This is a genomic window from Clostridia bacterium (assembly GCA_035561135.1).
Taxonomy (GTDB): Bacteria; Acidobacteriota; Terriglobia; order Terriglobales; family Acidobacteriaceae; genus DATMYA01.
The window spans coordinates 49,569-66,459 of sequence record DATMYA010000091.1 but is presented as its reverse complement, the minus strand read 5'-3'; the positions used below and the strand labels follow the sequence as shown (position 1 = coordinate 66,459).

Here is a 16,891-nt window from a genome sequence, read left to right as displayed (position 1 = left end):
GTAATACCTACAAGGATGCGCAGACGAGCGTCGAGTCTGGTGATCAACTCATCCCAGCGCAGTTGCCCTGTGCCGACGGATTGCTGTCGCCTCTAAGGATCTGCCGAATCGCATGGCCACTGTTGAAAGTACAAACCGGCTTGAGGTCTCCAGGGCACAACAGCTCAGTTTCGCCTGTGCTCGCGTGGCGGACGCGATCGAACGCAATCCCGTACGCACTCTCATTGCGATCTCGGTCATTTATTTTGCAATAACCTTCATCGTCTCCGGGTTCAGGTTGTTCTGGTTCGATGAGCTGATCACCTACTACATCGCGAAGGTGAACAATGTGCGCGGCATCTGGGACGCGCTCTCACGCGGCGCCGACCCGAATCCCCCTCTCATGCACATCCTGGTGATGTGGTCCATGCGCCTGTTTGGCAACAACCAGATTGCCGCGCGGCTGCCCGCGATTCTGGCCGAATGGTTGGGCGTGATCTGCCTCTTCCTGTTTCTGCGTAAGCGGGTGCCCGTGGTATATGCCGCGGCCGGAGTGTTTTTCTTTATCGCGACGCGCGCTTTCGACTACGCATACGAGAGCCGCTCCTATGCGCTGACGCTTGGGTTCGCGATGCTGAGCCTTGTGCTATGGCGATCGGCGGTCGAAGGACGGCATCGGATCATTGCTTCAGTCGGGCTGGCGATCACGCTGGCTGCTGGCATCTCGTCGAACTACTTTGCCGTACTCGCATTTTTCCCTATTGCAGTCGGGGAACTGGTGCGGAATTTCGAAACGCGAAAAATTGAGTTGCGGGTCTGGCTCGCGCTGGCAGCCGGCGGCTTGCCGATGCTGTTCTACATTCCGCTCATCAATCACGCGGTGGCGCAGTTCGGCCCCTACGCCTGGAATAAACCGAATCCGGACTTCCTGTTCGACAGCTACGACTCGATGATTGACCTGGTCTTCTATCCGGCATTGGCGCTGTTTGAGGCCGGACTGGTGATCTATATCTACCAACGCACCAGCGAAGGCCGGGTTACCCCGCCCGTCCTGCCCCGCCACGAGCTGGCGGCCGTCATGACGCAGATGGCATACCCGTTGATCGGTTACGCCATTGCGGTTGCACGCGCGGGCATGATCAGTCCCCGGTTCGTCTTACCTATGTGTTACGGGTTCGCGATTGCCGTGGCTGTAACCGGGTACAGGCTGTTCTCGAGGACCAGCGTGGGCGCGATGGCGTTGTTGTTCGTCTGCTTCAGTTGGGCTCTCGCCCGCAATGCGCAGAGTGCCTCCGAACTGTTGGAGCAGCGCGAGGCCTTTTACAACGTGCAGAACTCGTTGCCGGCCGAAGGCACGATTGTCGTTTCCGATTCTCTGCTGGCGTTGCCGCTGTACTACTATTCGCCGCCGCAGCTTTCCTCACGCATCGTTTTCCCAGTTGATTTCGACGCGATTCGCCGCTACAAGCGGGAGGATTCTCCGGAGCAGAATCTTTGGGCCGGACGAAATATCTTCCCCATCCGAATCCAGTCGCTGAAGGGATTGGCGCGGAGTACGCCGAAGTACGTCATCGTCGCGACGAGGGACAATTGGCTGCTGCAAAAACTGTCAGCGGAGGGAACTCCGGCCGAGCCACTGCCGATCGATATAGGCAGCCGTCACATTGGAGGCTTCACCCCGCTCTGTCACGGGGAGGCTTTCCTGTTTGAAAAGGGCCCCGCTTTCACCTCCGATTCACGGCATCCGCACATACGAACGCGGCCCGGGCACAGCCGAGCGTTGAGACTAAATGGAAACGGTAACCGGACCCCGTGAACCCTACAAGCGCGAATCCTGGCAGGAAGGAAACTGCCATCATTATTGGTGCGGGTCCGGCGGGTCTTACCGCCGCGTACGAACTGCTTAACCGCACGGACATTTTGCCGGTTGTGCTCGAAAAGAGCACCTACATGGGTGGTCTCTCCCGCACGGTTGAATACAAGGGAAACCGCATAGACATCGGCGGCCACCGCTTCTTTTCCAAAAGCGATCGCGTGATGGACTGGTGGCTGCAACACATGCCGCTGGAAAATGAGAATGCAGCGGGACAGACCATCGGCTATCAGAACCACAAGCGCCCGATCCCGATCAATGCGCCCATTGGACAGGCAGAGAAGAATGGCCATCGGGTCATGCTGCTGCGCGAGCGAAAGTCGCGCATCTATTTTCTTCGGAAGTTCTTCGACTATCCCATTCAGCTCAGCGCGAATCTTCTACGGAACTTGGGGATCATTCGCGTCGTGAGGATCGGCTGCAGCTACATGTGGACGGCGATGTTCCCGCCGAAGCGCATCGAGAATCTTGAACAGTTTTACATCAGCCGCTTTGGCCGCGAACTCTACCGGACGTTTTTCAAATCCTACACGGAGAAGGTCTGGGGAGTTCCCTGCGAAAAAATCAGCGCCGAATGGGGAGCGCAGCGCGTGAAAGGCCTCTCGATTTCGAAGACGATTGCGCACGTGCTAAAGAAAGCTCTCACTCGTGCGAAGGATGTGCGCCAAAAGAATACGGAAACCTCTTTGATCGAGCAGTTCATGTATCCCAAATTTGGCCCCGGGCAGCTATGGGAGATCGTCGCCGAGAAGGTGAAGGCCATGGGTGGCGAGATATACACCGACTTCGCGGTGGAAGCGATCAAGACAGACGGTCACCGCGTGGTGGCTGTGGACGCTCGCGACGGCAACGGTGATCGGTGGGAGTTCCGGGGCGAGTATTTCTTTTCAACCATGCCCGTAAAAGAGCTGACCAACGCGCTCGAGGCTGATGTTCCGCAGAATGTGCGCGAAATCAGTAATGGCCTTCAATATCGCGATTTCATCACCGTTGGGCTGTTGGTGAACAGGCTGGTCGTAAAGGACAAGGACGCCCCGGCAGGGCTGATCAAGGATAACTGGATATACATTCAGGAGCCGGAGGTTGCGGCGGGACGCCTGCAGATCTTCAACAACTGGAGTCCGTACATGGTGCGGGATCCAAATACGGTGTGGATCGGCGTGGAATATTTCTGTTACGAGTCGGACGGACTCTGGAGCAAGTCTGACTCGGAGACGGCCGGCCTGGCGGCGCGGGAACTGGAACAGATAGGCATCATCCAGCAGAGTGATGTGCTGGACTCGACCGTCATTCGCGTACCCAAGACGTACCCGGCGTACTTCGGAGCGTATGAGCGATTCGAGGAAGTGCGTTCGTACCTCGACAGCTTCGAGAACCTGTTCCTGGTTGGACGGAACGGCATGCACAAGTACAACAATCAGGATCACTCAATGCTGACGGCGATGACTGCCGTGGACAACATCCGCACAGGCCGCACGGATAAATCAAATATCTGGGCCGTCAATACCGAGATGGAGTACCACGAGGAGAAAGCGGAGGACGCGGCGGAACCTCGCGCGGCTTAGGTCCCACCTGATTTCCTGCCCGTCCAGATAATCTGTTGAGGCTGCGTTCGCCGAAGCACTAGCCCTTCTTCAGTTCAATGAGGACTTGGCGCGCGACTTCCTTGAGAGTCTCGAAAACGCCGTTGCCCTGGAACGCTACCGCCTCAAAAACGGCTTCGTTGCGCTTGACCAATTCTTTCTTCAGGGTATCGACGGGGAGCGCGTTGGGAAGGTCGCGCTTGTTCAGTTGCAGAACGTACGGGATCTTCTGGTGGTCGTAGCCGTGCTCTTTCAGGTTGTCGACCAGGTTTTCGAGCGCTTCGATGTTTGCATCCATACGCTCTTCCTGGGAGTCGGCGACGAAGACGACGCCATCCACACCGCGCAGGATGAGCTTGCGGCTGGCATCGTAAAAGACCTGTCCGGGAACCGTATAGAGATGGAAGCGCGTCTTGAAGCCGCGAACCGTGCCGAGATCGAGCGGCAGGAAGTCGAAGAACAGGGTTCGATCGCTTTCCGTAGCCAGCGAGATCATCTTGCCCTTTTGTTTCTCGGCCGTTTTGTCATAGATATGCTGCAAATTGGTCGTCTTGCCGCCGAGTCCGGCGCCATAGTAGACAATCTTGCAGTTAATCTCGCGGGCAGCGAAATTGATGAAACTCAAGGGCGTGCCTCAGGTTATCGGTGTGCGCGCGGTCGTACGCGCGCGTCGGGGGACGACGAATATAGAGCAAGCGGGTACAGCTTGGTTTATATCACAGCGTGTCAGGCGCAAGCTGATTGTCTCGCCAAGTGCCGTGTTTGTCACCAGCATGAGTACTTACCAAAGGCACACGCACACTGGTTACGAATAGGACTTCCTTCTCTCATGCCTCACGTGCAGGCTTCCAGTTTCGGTTACTTTCTCGGCGGCGGCAGCGGGTAATAACCGTCACGCGCGAACACCTTCAGGCCGCTACGGTCAACTCGTACTTCTATACTGCGGTAAGCGGACGAAGGAGTAGCTCCGGTGTTGTAGCCAAGCGTGTACTGGTTGCGCGCCTGCTCGGTGATGCGGGCATATGCCCGCTCGATAGCATCTTTTGAGAACTCGGTGATTACGTCGCCGCCGGTGGCGGAGGCGTACTTGGGCAGAATGTTGCCGTAACCCTGGCGGGGCAGACGAATTTTGCTCAGCGTGCCATAGCCGGGGATGGCGGCAGAATCCACGGCGACTGCGTACAACGTGACCTCGTTCGAGAGCAGAACTTTCAGGACGTCGCTATAGCTTGCGACACTGCCATCTTCGCGGCCTTCGCTGATGACGAAGATGATCTTGCGACGCGTGCGATCACGCTTCGAGAGATCGATGGCGGCACGCAGGATGGCGTCATTCAGTACGCGCGAGGGTTCCATGTTGCGCGTACTGCTGGTCGCGGTTCGGTAGGTGCCGGGATCGGCGGGACGTCCGTTGATGGTTGGGCCACTTACCATGGGGCCGGAATTCACGGCCACGCCGCCCGTACGTCCTTCCACCTGCTTCAATTTGCGCAGGGTTGCGGTGGACTTGTCGCTCAGGGCGGCGGCAAAATCCTGCTGCTGTTTGACCGTGTTTCCGTAAGTGTAAACGGCTAGCTCGTCGAATTCGCTAAACGCGCCGCCAAGGGAGGCGACGGTGTCCTGCACCCTGCGCAACGCTACGTCGGCCATACCGGCGTCAACGACGACGGCGGCCGAAATCGGGAACGGATCGCTGGTGAAGAATCGAACGTTTTGCTTGTTGCCGTCTTCAAAAATCGAGAAATTTTCGCGGAGCAATCCATAGATTGGCCGTCCCGAAGTGTCTTTGACGGTCACGGGAACGAGCACGAAGTTGACAGGCTTGACCAGGGTAAAGAGCTGGTCGCGTTCGCTGCCCTTCATCTGTGTTTCGCCGCCTTGAGGAACGGTTCGAACCTGCGGCTGCGGCGGCGCAGGCTGCTGCTGGTCGGCTGCTGCTGCTGGCGTCCCGGCGTTCTCTGACGCTGGCGGGTCAGCTTGGTTACCCGAGGGCGAGTTGCTTGCGGGCGGTTTACTGGACGCCGGGTTCGCGGAAGGCGGGTTGCTGGAAGGTGCCGGACGCGTAGGTGCCGTCGAGTTCGGCATGGTCAGCACGGGCTTGGAAGCCGAAGGTGCGTCTGGGACATCGTTCTGCGGCGTGGGAGCATTCGGGACGTTCTGCTGAGCCGGGATGGAGGACGGGAACATGAACGCCCCCAGGAGAACCACCGTTACGCTCATTCTCGCAATCACTCTGGACATGCTGCCCCCTTTGCGACCAACGCAAAGCTGCTGTTTTACGATAACCTGCAACTAAGTGTATAGAACTGCATTTACATACTAGAACACCACGGCGGCCGAGAGAAGCTATGCGACTTGGAATCCGACTGGGTCTGCTATTTGCGATTGCATGTTGGCTGACGGCAGTGCCCTTGCCAGCCCCGGCACAGAACAGCGCGCCGCAGAGCGCATCGCAACAGGCAGGTAGTCAACAGCAGCAGGATCAGGAGCCCCTTGAGACCTTCAAGGTGGACGTTAACGTCGTCAGTTTGTATTTCAACGTGAAGGACAAAAAGGGTGCGCTGATCCCAAGCCTGAAGAAGGAGGATTTCCAGGTCTTCGAAGACGGCAAGCCGCAGACCATCAAGTACTTCACTGCGGAGAGCAACCAGCCGCTTACACTCGGGCTCATGATCGATACGAGCGGAAGCCAAACGCGGGTTCTGCCGTTTGAGCAGGAGGCCGGCAGCCAGTTCTTACGGGACGTCTTGCGTGACAAGGACTTGGCTTTCGTCATCAGTTTCGATGTCAACGTGGAGTTGCTGCAGGACTTTACTTCCTCAGGCCAGTCGCTGCGTGCCGCCCTGAACAGGGCGCGGGTGAATACAGGAGGCGGCAGCGGCGGCGTGCCGGGAATCGGCCAGGGACCGGTGCCGGTGAGCAGGCCGCGCGGCACACTGCTTTACGACGCAATCTTCCTGGGTTCGGACGAGAAACTGAAGCAGGAGGTCGGCCGCAAGGCGATGATCATTCTGACCGATGGCGAGGACCAGGGCAGCCAAATCTCCGTCAGGGATGCGATTGAGGCAGCGCAGAAGTCGGACGCGATCTGCTATGTGCTGCTGATCGAAGACAATGCGCAATACAACGGCTTCGGCGCAGGCGAAATGAAGAAGCTCGCCCAGGAAACAGGCGGGCGCGTAATCGAAGTTGGCAATGAATCGAAGAAACTGAGGGAAGCGTTCCAGCAAATTTCGAACGAACTACGTAGCCAGTACTCGATCGGATACACGCCCACCAACCAGAAGCATGATGGGACATACCGGAAGGTCGAGATCAAGACAACGGCTGAGGGCTTTAAGGTGCAGTCACGCAAGGGGTACTACGCCACCAAGCAGTGAAACGCGAAGCAGCGAAACACAAGAGCATCATTTTGAGCGAAGCGAAGAATCACGCATAAACACTTTCGTCAGCAATAGAGCCCAGTCCAGGTCGGCAGGTAAAAATCAAAAGCCCGGCTCGCGCGCCGGGCTTTAACTATTCACGCTCAATTATCTCTATCCACTACTCTTCACTGCTTGGGAGCGTAATACCCCTTCCGAGCGCGGACTCGCAGGTTCTTCTGGTTGGCGGCTGAGATCGCAATAGGGCGATAGCGTCCGTCGGCGACGAAGTCAGCCGGCTTGTATGCAACGGCGTACTGGCTGCGCAGTTCGTCCTGAATTTCCGAGAAGGCGTCGGCTACGTCCTGCAACTTGAACGGGAAGAACGTACGTCCACCGGTGGTTTCGGCAAAGCGCTCAAGGACTTTGTCTCCGCGCGTTTTTACACCGCTGATGTTCGTGGAAATGGCGTAAACGATGACTTCCGCGCGTTGCGCCATTTCGATCGCTTCTTCACGGGTGACGCGGCTCTGGTTATCCTCACCATCGCTGAGCAGGATGATCGCCCGGCGAGTGGGGCCAGCGGCACTGGCGTTCATGAGCTTGTCGCGGCAGGCGAAGAAGACGGCGTCGAAGAGCGCGGTGCCTCCGCCAGGACGAAGCACACGTACGCCCTTGGAGAGTTTTTCCGTACTGTCGGTAAAGTCCTGTGTGACCTCGGCTGCCGAGTCAAAGCCAATCACAAACGCCTGGTCGGATTTGGGCCGAACAATCTGGTTGAGGAACTCGATCGCGGCTTCCTGCTCAAACTTGAAGCGGTCGCGAATGGAGTTTGAGGAATCGACAAGCAGGCCGACGCGCAACGGAAGATCGGTCTCGCTGCGGAAATTGACAATCGACGCAGGTGGCTTGTTGTCGTCCAGGACGCGTATGTCGTCCTTCTTGAGATCCTTTACGAAGCGGCCGCGCTTATCGGTGACGGTGAAGATAAGGTTCACCTCACTGACCTTCACGCGGAAGGTCTCAATCGGGTCACCTTCCGTTTCCGGCGCTTGTTGCGAACTACCGTTCGGTTGTTGAGCGGATTGCGCTGCTGGCGGCTGCGATTGCGGAGCGACACTACCTCCGGCTTTCGGCGTGCTCTGCCCATCAGATGGAGTTGTCGCTGGCGGCGTGGCGGACGGCTGCGTGTTCGACGCTGATGGCTTCGTGGCATCCGGCTTGGCCTGCTGTACCGGCGCGCTGGGCGGAGTGTTTTTCTGCTGTTGCTGCTGTACCGTCGCCGACGGGGCCGAGGGCAGTTCCTTCGCGGACTGCTGCGCCGAGGCCGGAACAAGCAGGGCAACGGCAGCACTCAAAACGATAAGCCAATTTTTCATCGGAACTCTCATTATACGCTCTGTTCCGCCATGTCTCCACGTCCGGAAGTACGTTCCCTATGGTGCGCAGGCAGCGCAAGGGCCAGTGACGGACCTGGTATTACTTAAGCTCTCAGCCGGGCAAGGAACTCCTGCAAGTCCGGCGGGAGCGGCCGGGCAAAAGCCAGTGGCGCGCTTGTGCGTGGGTGCTTCAGTTCGATAGCAGCAGCATGCAAGAAGTTTCTCTTCAGGGACAAAGCTTTCGTTTCGGTCGCCACCGGGCGTTCGCGTCGGGCGTCGGCCTTCTTCGCTTCCGTGCGTGTGGAGATCGCATTCCCTCGCGCCTCGCGATCGAGTGTCTGGGCGGATAAGGTCGCGGGCGCGCCGTAAAGCGTGTCGCCCACGACGGCGTGGCCGATGGATGACAGATGTACACGTATTTGGTGCGTGCGCCCTGTCTCGATCTTGACCTCAACCAGGGTGAAGCGCCCGTAAGGCGAAGTTACGCGCTCCAGGACTTTGTAGTGCGACACGGCCTCGCGGCCACCGGTGAGCTTGGTTGTCATCCGAGTGCGGCGCACGTTGTCGCGGCTGATGGAAGCAGCGACCGTGCCACTGTCTTGCTTAATGTGTCCGTGTACTAGGGCGATGTAGCGTTTGTTCACCTCGCGCGAGGCGAACTGTGTGCTCAGTCGCCGATGCGAAACATCGTTTTTCGCGACAACGATCAGGCCGCTGGTGTCCTTGTCGAGACGATGAACGATGCCGGGGCGAAGTTCTCCGTTGACTTCGGAGAGCGCGCCGAAGCGGTGCAGCAATGCATTAACCAGGGTTCCGCTGTTGCGCGGATCTTCGGCATTGCCGGTGCCGGCATGAACAAGCATTCCCGCGGGCTTGTTGATGATCGCGAGATCGTCATCTTCGTAGACGACATCGAGCGGAATGTCTTCCGCAGTGGCACGCAGGGGCGGTGCCTGGGGTGGGCCAAGAACCTCAATACGTTCGATACCACGCAGCCGGAGTGACGCTTTGGCTTGCGCGCCGTCGACGAGGATTTTGCCCTCCTCCAGCAACTGCTGTACGCGAACGCGGCTTACGTCAGGCAATTGCGAGACAACAAATTGATCGAGGCGGCGTCCGGCGTCTTCCGCCGTGACCTGTAAATCGGTTGGATACTCTTGTTCAGACATTCAACTAGAAGAATAGCAGGAAGCTGGTGAGCTGCTAAGTCGCTGGGTCGAAGTCTAAGCCGCTGAGTCGCTAAGCTACCTAAGAGCTAGGACCTCTGTCCTCCTGAGCGAGTGCGTAAGCCCGAGTCGAAGGAACCCTCTTGCCAGTCCGTGCTGATCAAAAGGGGTCCTTCGACTCCGCGACTTCGTCGCTCCGCTCACTTCAGGAATTGCAAGGGGCCTAGCAGCTCAGTCGCTTAGTAGCTCAGCAGCTAACCGGCCTTTGCGCTGGCTTGCACCGGAATGCGCTTCTCAAGCGGGAATCGGATCATCCAGAGGATTCCGCCGCCGATGACGAGGCAGATGGCGATGAGTTGCGTGCCGGTCATGATGCCGAATACCTCTCCGCGTCCCGGATCTCCGCGCAGGAATTCGAGGAAGAAGCGCGCTACTCCGTACAAGAACATGTAGAGGCCGACGACCTGTCCTTCGAACCGCTTGCGTTTTACGAGCCAGTAGAGGATCGCGAAGATGATGAACTCGATGGCCATTTCATAGAGCTGCGTCGGGTGCAGGTGTACGCCGAGCGGGGTTCCCACAAGCTGATTCGCCAATGGATCGGTGAACGTTACGGCCCAGGGGACGTCCGTCTCTTTGCCCCAACAGCAGCCAGCCGCGAAGCAGCCAATGCGTCCAAAGGCGTGGCCCAGGGCTACGCCGGGGGCTAACACATCCGCAGCGCGCAGAAATGGGATGCGGTTGTGGTGCAGGTACCACCAGCAGCAGAAGATTGCCAGCACGAGTCCGCCGGAGAAGACTCCACCGGCCTGCAGCGTTGCTCGGCTGAATATCTCGCCCGGATGACTGGAGTAGTAGCCCCAGTCGACGATGACCATGAGCAGCTTCGCGCCAAGAATGCCGGAGAAGATGGCGATGCCGCCAAGGTTCCACATCTTGTCGGGGTCGAGCCCCTGTTGACGCGCCAGGCGAAAAACGACCGCGAGCCCGACGATGAGGCCGATAGCGGCCATCACACCGTACGTGGGCTGACTGAAACTGCCTAGGTGAAAGAGACGAGGGAACACAACACTATTTTAGATGCTGAGAGCTGCTGAATAGACATTATTGTTTGTGCAGAGAATTTATTTGGGAAGTGCCGTTCAGTCGAGACTGACGCAAAAAGATACCGACCCGCGGGGCCGTGTGGGGCAAAGCGCCTGTGAACCCTCAATTGAGGTGGGTGCCCCCCGAGATCCTTTAGGCCTATCCGACTGGGGACTGGCTCACCAGACCGTTAGACGAGTCGGGCTCCCGTTCACAAGATATCGGTTCGCAGCGGTTTATTGCCCCATCACCAACTTTGCAGGTCGGCTCTGAACTTTAGATGCTATGAGAAGCCCGGAAGTAGCACAAGAGGACGCGGCGAAATTGTTGGAACTGAAGATGCTGGGCAGATATCGAGCTCGCGCAGTACAAGCAGAGCAGCGGTAGCAATTTGCTATTCATATCAGGCCCGGCAAGGAATCTATCCTACGCGGCGGCCGTCTTGTAATACCTCATCCAGCGCGGAGCCCAGGTGTGATGCGCGCTCCGTGTATTCGCCGAAGCCTTCGTGCTTGCGCTTGAGCATGTGGTACTCGTCGGCGATGTTGAGGGCGGCGAGCACGGCAAGGCGCAGAGAATCCACCGTGGCGGTCTGCTGCGCGACAGCGCGCATCTTGCAATCAACGTACTCGGCCAGTTTCTTTATGTATTCCGCATCAGAACCACGCAGGTTGTAGGCCTGTTCGTAAATCTCAACGCGAATACTGCCGTTCGATTGCGCCGCCGGATTATCTTTGCCGTTTGCCATTGTGCCCTTTGTGCGAAGATCGCCTGAGTGCCTTCGGCTAACCCAACGCCGAAGGTGCACAGCCGCTACTCGAGTTGTCGTTTAATCAACCGATTGTTCGATGAGACCGTCGATCTGTTCAAGCATCTTTTCGACGCGGCCCTTCACTTCTTCGCGCTCGCGCTTCAGGGAGATCAGTTCGCCCTTGAGCGATTCAATCTCTTCTTCGCGAGATTCCAGTTGCTCGCGTACGCGAGTAAGGTCGCGTTCCACGGCCATCTTCGATTCGCGAGAATTCTTGAGCAGTTCAATCGTGCGGTAGACCTTTTCCTCGAGGGAAAGGAAATCGTTTGTGGAGCCTTGCGCGGAAACTTCGGATGCCTTAACGGACATGTACTGTTTGTCCTCGGAATATTATGCAGAACTTGAGCGAAGTATAACGCAATAAGCTGTGGAAGAGACGAACAGCGAAGTTCGGACGTCAGACTTCAGACTTCAGACGGCGGAGATCAAACATCTTTGTCCTCCTGAGCGAGGGCGTAAGACCGAGTCGAAGGATCCCTATTGCCAGCTCGGCGCTGATCAAAGGGGTCCTTCGACTCCGCGACTGCATCGCGCTCAGGAAGACGAGAAGTCGCTGAGCTACTGAGCTGCTGAGTCGCTGAGCTACAGAAAACCCGACGCTACAAAGGCGAAACGCCAAATAGCTGTACTTCTCCCGGCATTGACGTGAGTTGAAGAAAGAAATGGCGCGGCCGGAGCCGCGCCAAGCTTTTGCTTTTGTCTAACGTCTGCTGTTTGACGTCCGTCGTCTGACGTCCGCTTTTAGCGCTGCGTGCCGCCGAGTGCCTCGAGCGCCTTGATAATCTGCTGCGCCCACAGTGCAACTTCGTCGTCGCGCAAGGTGCGCTCGGAGGACTGGAATTCCGCGCGCAAGAGGATGGAGTACTTGCCCGCCGGAATGTTGCCGCCTCGGAATATCTCGACGGGCACAAAGCTGTTGAGGTTTTCGATCCTCAGCGCAGCGACGCTGTTGCGTATGCGCTCGAACTGCACTTCGTCCGGCAGCAGAAATGAAAAATCCCGGCCCACGGCAGGGAAGCGCGGAATCGGCTTGTACTGCGGCTCGCGTAGTTCAAAATCAAAGAGGCGGTCGAGCATGATCTCGGCTACGAAGACTTCCTGCCGCAACTTGCGTGCGGCGGTGGCTTCGGGATGGAGCTGGCCAAAGCGCGCGATCGTAGCTCCATCGGCGATGGCGCGGGCGGAGCGTCCGGGGTGGAAGTACTCGGGCGTGTGCGAGTCGTAATAGATCTGCTTAACGTCGAACTGTCCGAGCAGGGCTTCGATGTCGCCCTTCATGTGGAAGAAGCTGTAGGGCTGAACCTTCACGTGTACGCCGCCGGACGTGGCTGCGCCTGTGCCGACGAACGAGATGCGCCGCCGCTCCTCGACCTTGTCGCCCGTGAGTTCAAAGACATCGCCCGTTTCAAAGAGCCTTACGTCCGTGTTGCCGCGATTGAGGTTGTAAGCGGCCTGGTTCACCAGTCCGGGTATCAACGAAGTGCGCATGTAGGAGGCCTCTTCGCTGAGTGGATTGGCGAGCTGCACGGGCTGTTCGCCACCGAAGGCCCTGGCATCTTCCAGCGGGATGAACGTGGAAGACATGGACTCGCTGTAGCCAAGCGCGAGGAGTTGCGAGCGCAGGAGCGCCTGCTTACGTGCCGTGGGCAGATCGACGACTCCTCCGGCAAACAAAGGCAGGGTATTCGCGAACTTGTCGTAGCCGTAGATGCGAGCGATCTCTTCAATGACATCGATGGAACGCTCGACGTCGAGACGCCAGGTCGGAACCTGCACGGCGAAGTCTATGACGCTCTCGGCGATAGCGGCGCGTGTTCCTCCGCTTCCAATGGTCGCCGCAGGACCGGCAACAGCGGTTGACGCCGTTCCGTTTGCCGCGCGTCCCGGTGTAATGGTGAAGCCGAGGCGGCGCAGGATGCGTGTGATCTCCTGCTCGGGGATGTCTGTGCCGAGGATGCGGGTAATGTCCGTGCGCGACAGCGAAAGTGTCGGGCGCTCGACGACGCGACCGACGACGTCGATCTCGGCTTCAAGTTGTCCGCCTGCGGTCTGCAGCACAATTTCGGCGACGCGGGCGCATGCGATGGACGTGATGCCGAGATCGGCACCGCGTTCGTAGCGGTGCGAGGCATCTGTGTGCATCCCGAGACGCTTGGAGGTGCGGCGAATCGAGGCCGGGTCGAACCACGCGGACTCGATCAGAATGTTCTTCGTGCGCTCGGTAATCATCGAGTCGAAGCCGCCCATCACTCCGGCGATGGCCATTGGCTTTACGGCGTCGGCGATTATCAGGTCCTCGGGTGAGAGCTTGCGTTCCACGCCGTCGAGGGTCTTTAGCGTTTCGCCCTCGCGGGCACGACGCACAATGATCTTGCCGCCCTCAAGCAGATCGAGGTCGAAAGCGTGCGTCGGTTGTCCGAGTTCCTGAAGAACGTAGTTGGTCGCGTCGGCCACGTTGTTGATTGGGCGAGAGTCGATCAGTTCGAGCCGGTGCGCAATGTGCGCTGGCGACGCGGCAATCTTTACGTCGCGAACGATGCGCGCCGTGTATTGTGCGCAGCCCTGGGCGTCGTCGATCTGGATGGTGAAGTTCGACTGCTTTTGCGTGGCCGGAAGCTTGGGGGCGACCGGCTTCAGGTCGGCGTCGTAGATGGCCGAAACCTCGCGCGCGATGCCGTAGTGGTTCATGGCGTCTACGCGGTTGGTCGTTACCTCGGCTTCGTACACCAGGTCGAGGCCCTCATTGTAGAAACCCTCGATGGCGACGCCGGAGGCGGTAAGCTTTTCCGCCATCTGGCGGTCGTCGTCAGCGACGGAGATGAAGTCGCGAATCCATTGCGGAGAAATTTTCATAATCAGTTGCCAGTTGCCGGACGTCAGTTGCCGGACGCCAGTTGCCAGGGGCCAGACCGAGAGCTACGCGAACTGCTCCAGGAACCGCACGTCGCCGAGGAAGAACTGCTGGATGTCGTCCACGTTGTACTTCATCATAGCGAGGCGTTCGACGCCTATGCCGAAGGCGAAGCCGCTGTACTTCGCCGGGTCGTAATCGACGAATCCAAACACGGCCGGGTCAACCATTCCGGCACCGAGCAGTTCAATCCATCCGCTCTGCTTGCACGGACGGCAGCCTTTGCCGCCGCAGAACGGGCAGCTGATCATGACCTCCGCGCTGGGCTCCGTGAAAGGGAAGAACGACGGACGAAAACTAGTCTTCACCGATGACCCGAACAGGGCCTTCATCGCGTGGTCGAGTGTGCCCTTCAGGTCGCCGAAGGTGATGTTGGTGTCCACGCAGAGACCCTCGACCTGGTGGAACACGGGCGAGTGCGTTGCGTCAGGCGCATCGTTACGGTGAACTTTGCCGGGACAGATGACGCGCACGGGCGGGCGCTGCTTCTCCATGGTGCGCACCTGCACGGGTGATGTGTGCGTGCGCAGCAGGAGTCGGTCGCGCTGTGGACGGCGTTCCTGTCCGGCGACGAACAACGTGTCCTGCGTGTCGCGTGCCGGGTGGTTTGGCGGAAAATTCAGCGACTCGAAATTGTAGTAGTCGGCCTCGACCTCCGGGCCTTCGGCAATGGAATAGCCCATCTTGACGAAGACATCGACGAGTTCGTCCATCACTTGCAGAACAGGATGCTTGACGCCAATCTGCCGTCGAATGCCGGGCAGGGTCACGTCGACACGCTCGGCGGCGAGCTTGGATACGGAAGCCGAACCGGAGGCGCGCTGCTGCTGGGTCTCCATGGCTTGCTCGACTTCGGCCTTGAGCTTGTTGACGCGCTGTCCGGCGTCGCGCTTCGCGGGGCCGGGCGCGGCTTTCAGCCACAGGTCATTAACCTGCGTGAGGATGCCGTTCTTGCGCGCCATCCAGCGGTCGCGGAGGTTCTTCCATTCGGCTTCGCCAGTGATGGTGGAGGCTTCCTGTTCGAGCGCGGAAAGCAGGTCCGCGGCGGCGCGGTCGAGCGCGGTGGGCGAGTAGTCTTCGAGTTTCGGAACGGTGTACATAAGAAATCGCTACTGAGCTGCTGAGCTTCTAGCTTCTGAGCTTAGCGACTTAGTAGCTAAGCAGCTCAACAGCTAAAAGCTAAGCCACGGACTTGCACAGATCGAACACGGATTGTAACTGGAATCCGTGAATCTCCGTGCTAATCCGTGGCTACGCTGATCTTCTTGATCTTCGGTGAACTACGCTGTGGGCGTCGCCAATGGTTTGGCGGCCTTCGCCTGCTCGGCAAGAGCGGTAAAGCCAGCCGGGTCGTTCGTGGCGATGTCGGACAGGATCTTGCGATCGAGTTCGATACCGGCCATCTTCAGACCACTAATGAAATGGCTGTAGCTCATACCATTCAGCCTGGCGGCGGCGCCTATGCGCACGATCCAGAGCGAGCGGAACTGGCGCTTCTTCTGCTTGCGGCCGGTGAAGGCGAACTTAAGTCCACGCTGCACGGCTTCCTGAGCAGCCTGGTACAACTTAGATTTTGTGAGGAAGTATCCTGACGCTCTCTCAAGGATCTTCTTGCGCTTGTCGCGGCGCTTAGTACCACGTTTTACGCGAGGCATTGATTCTCCTTTTGTCTTTCGTTCCAGCGGTTGGAGGCAGGAGCCATTGGCTATGACCTCTTCACTCGCTTGCACCCTAACCGGATTCCGGGGGCGCTGCGGAGTCGGTCTCCGCGGTTAAGCACCTTGCGGTGCGTCTAGTACGGGATCATCCGTTTGATCTTCGGTTGATCGGCCTTATCGACCATTCCGCCCATGTCCATCTGGCGCTTGCGCTTAGTCGTCTTGGAAGTCAGGATGTGGCGCTGAAAAGCGAATCCACGCTTCACTTTGCCTGTTCCCGTCTTCTTAAAGCGCTTGGCGGCGCCGCTGTGCGTCTTCATTTTCGGCATTATCGGTTCCTGTTCAATCAAAACTACTTATTCACTTATTAAAACACGAGAGCACCCGTTCGGGCGAACCGATCGGGCACGCTCGCTAAACTGTTTGCAGAATGAGGTCGGAAGCGTAGGAGCTAAACGGCTCTATTTCTGCGTCTTCGGCGGAGCCAGGATGAGGTGCATGGTGTTGCCCTCCTGGCGCGGCCTGAATTCCACGATGCCTTTTTCGCCGATGTCCTTGATAAGGCGCTCGAGGATTTCGCGTCCCAGGCCCTGGCGCGTCATTTCACGACCGCGGAAGAAGATGGTGGCTTTCACCTTGTCGCCTTCATCCAGGAACCGAAGCACGTGATTCTTCTTCGTCTCGTAGTCGTGATCGTCCACGTTGATGCGGAACTTCACTTCCTTGACGACAATCTGCTTCTGGTTACGCTTTGCTTCGCGGTCTCTCTTTTCCTGCTGGTAGAGGAACTTGCCGTAGTCCATGATCCGGCAGACCGGAGGCTGGGCTGTAGGCGAAATCTCAACCAGGTCGAGCCCTTTCTCCCTGGCCATCTTGAGCGCTTCGAAAGGCGGTATTATGCCTATCTGCTCTCCTGCATCGTCAATTACTCGAATTTCGCGAGCACGGATACGCTCATTCGTGCGGATGAAACGCTTATCGATACGATCCTCCGTCAGGTAGAAAAGAAGCTCACAAGCCTCGAAAGTATAGCACGGGGACACCACAAGAGATTCGGCGCAGGAAGAGCGATACTTCGGCGAC

General features: G+C 58.2%; 15 protein-coding genes and 1 other RNA gene. 3 read left to right on the top strand and 13 right to left on the bottom strand.

All coding sequences use genetic code 11. The annotated features are described in order from the left end of the window. Nucleotides 1–112: 112 nt before the first annotated feature. Both VN622_18300 and VN622_18295 read left to right on the top strand, forming a co-directional pair. Nucleotides 113–1,795 (top strand): glycosyltransferase family 39 protein, encoded by a 1,683-nt coding sequence (locus VN622_18300; protein HWR37818.1) that lies wholly within the window; start codon nucleotides 113–115, stop codon nucleotides 1,793–1,795. Continuing rightward, nucleotides 1,792–3,417 carry an NAD(P)/FAD-dependent oxidoreductase gene (locus VN622_18295; protein ID HWR37817.1) on the top strand — a complete coding sequence of 542 codons (1,626 nt, stop codon included), beginning with the start codon at nucleotides 1,792–1,794 and terminating at the stop codon, nucleotides 3,415–3,417. Before VN622_18300 ends, VN622_18295 begins: the two co-directional genes overlap by 4 nt. A gap of 58 nt (nucleotides 3,418–3,475) precedes the next feature. Here the strand turns inward: VN622_18295 and VN622_18290 are convergent, their stop codons facing one another. Then, the gene (locus VN622_18290) at nucleotides 3,476–4,060 is read right to left on the bottom strand and encodes a GTPase domain-containing protein (protein HWR37816.1); all 585 of its coding nucleotides are present in this window, start codon (nucleotides 4,058–4,060) and stop codon (nucleotides 3,476–3,478) included. Nucleotides 4,061–4,293: 233 nt separating this feature from the next. Beyond that, a complete protein-coding gene (locus tag VN622_18285; GenBank protein ID HWR37815.1) occupies nucleotides 4,294–5,655 on the bottom strand; it encodes a VWA domain-containing protein in 1,362 nt (453 codons plus the stop codon). Between the two features lie 128 nt (nucleotides 5,656–5,783). Here VN622_18285 and VN622_18280 point away from each other — a divergent pair, with 128 nt between their 5' ends. Then, nucleotides 5,784–6,815, top strand: coding sequence for a VWA domain-containing protein (locus VN622_18280; protein HWR37814.1), 1,032 nt, complete (start codon nucleotides 5,784–5,786; stop codon nucleotides 6,813–6,815). Between the two features lie 170 nt (nucleotides 6,816–6,985). Here VN622_18280 and VN622_18275 read toward each other — a convergent pair whose 3' ends face one another. From VN622_18275 to infC, 11 genes are all read right to left on the bottom strand, one after another. Continuing rightward, nucleotides 6,986–8,176: a VWA domain-containing protein gene (locus VN622_18275; protein HWR37813.1), complete on the bottom strand. Its 1,191-nt coding sequence runs from the start codon at nucleotides 8,174–8,176 to the stop codon at nucleotides 6,986–6,988. A gap of 104 nt (nucleotides 8,177–8,280) precedes the next feature. Further along, entirely contained in the window at nucleotides 8,281–9,345 is a 1,065-nt protein-coding gene (locus tag VN622_18270) for an RluA family pseudouridine synthase (GenBank protein HWR37812.1), read from the bottom strand. A gap of 251 nt (nucleotides 9,346–9,596) precedes the next feature. Beyond that, on the bottom strand, nucleotides 9,597–10,409 hold the full coding sequence (gene lgt / locus VN622_18265) for a prolipoprotein diacylglyceryl transferase (protein ID HWR37811.1): 813 nt from the start codon (nucleotides 10,407–10,409) through the stop codon (nucleotides 9,597–9,599). A 99-nt stretch (nucleotides 10,410–10,508) separates the two neighbouring features. Beyond that, a non-coding RNA gene (gene ssrS, locus VN622_18260) (6S RNA) lies at nucleotides 10,509–10,696 on the bottom strand. A 153-nt stretch (nucleotides 10,697–10,849) separates the two neighbouring features. Further along, entirely contained in the window at nucleotides 10,850–11,176 is a 327-nt protein-coding gene (locus tag VN622_18255; protein HWR37810.1) for a cell division protein ZapA, read from the bottom strand. 81 nt (nucleotides 11,177–11,257) lie between these two features. Further along, nucleotides 11,258–11,548 carry a hypothetical protein gene (locus VN622_18250; GenBank protein ID HWR37809.1) on the bottom strand — a complete coding sequence of 97 codons (291 nt, stop codon included), beginning with the start codon at nucleotides 11,546–11,548 and terminating at the stop codon, nucleotides 11,258–11,260. Between the two features lie 432 nt (nucleotides 11,549–11,980). After that, nucleotides 11,981–14,092: a phenylalanine--tRNA ligase subunit beta gene (locus VN622_18245; protein ID HWR37808.1), complete on the bottom strand. Its 2,112-nt coding sequence runs from the start codon at nucleotides 14,090–14,092 to the stop codon at nucleotides 11,981–11,983. Between the two features lie 63 nt (nucleotides 14,093–14,155). Then, a complete protein-coding gene (gene pheS / locus VN622_18240) occupies nucleotides 14,156–15,250 on the bottom strand; it encodes a phenylalanine--tRNA ligase subunit alpha (GenBank protein ID HWR37807.1) in 1,095 nt (364 codons plus the stop codon). Nucleotides 15,251–15,430: 180 nt separating this feature from the next. Further along, the gene (rplT, locus tag VN622_18235) at nucleotides 15,431–15,805 is read right to left on the bottom strand and encodes a 50S ribosomal protein L20 (GenBank protein HWR37806.1); all 375 of its coding nucleotides are present in this window, start codon (nucleotides 15,803–15,805) and stop codon (nucleotides 15,431–15,433) included. Between the two features lie 137 nt (nucleotides 15,806–15,942). Continuing rightward, nucleotides 15,943–16,137: a 50S ribosomal protein L35 gene (rpmI, locus tag VN622_18230; protein ID HWR37805.1), complete on the bottom strand. Its 195-nt coding sequence runs from the start codon at nucleotides 16,135–16,137 to the stop codon at nucleotides 15,943–15,945. 132 nt (nucleotides 16,138–16,269) lie between these two features. Next, nucleotides 16,270–16,851 (bottom strand): translation initiation factor IF-3, encoded by a 582-nt coding sequence (gene infC / locus VN622_18225; protein HWR37804.1) that lies wholly within the window; start codon nucleotides 16,849–16,851, stop codon nucleotides 16,270–16,272. Nucleotides 16,852–16,891 lie beyond the last annotated feature (40 nt).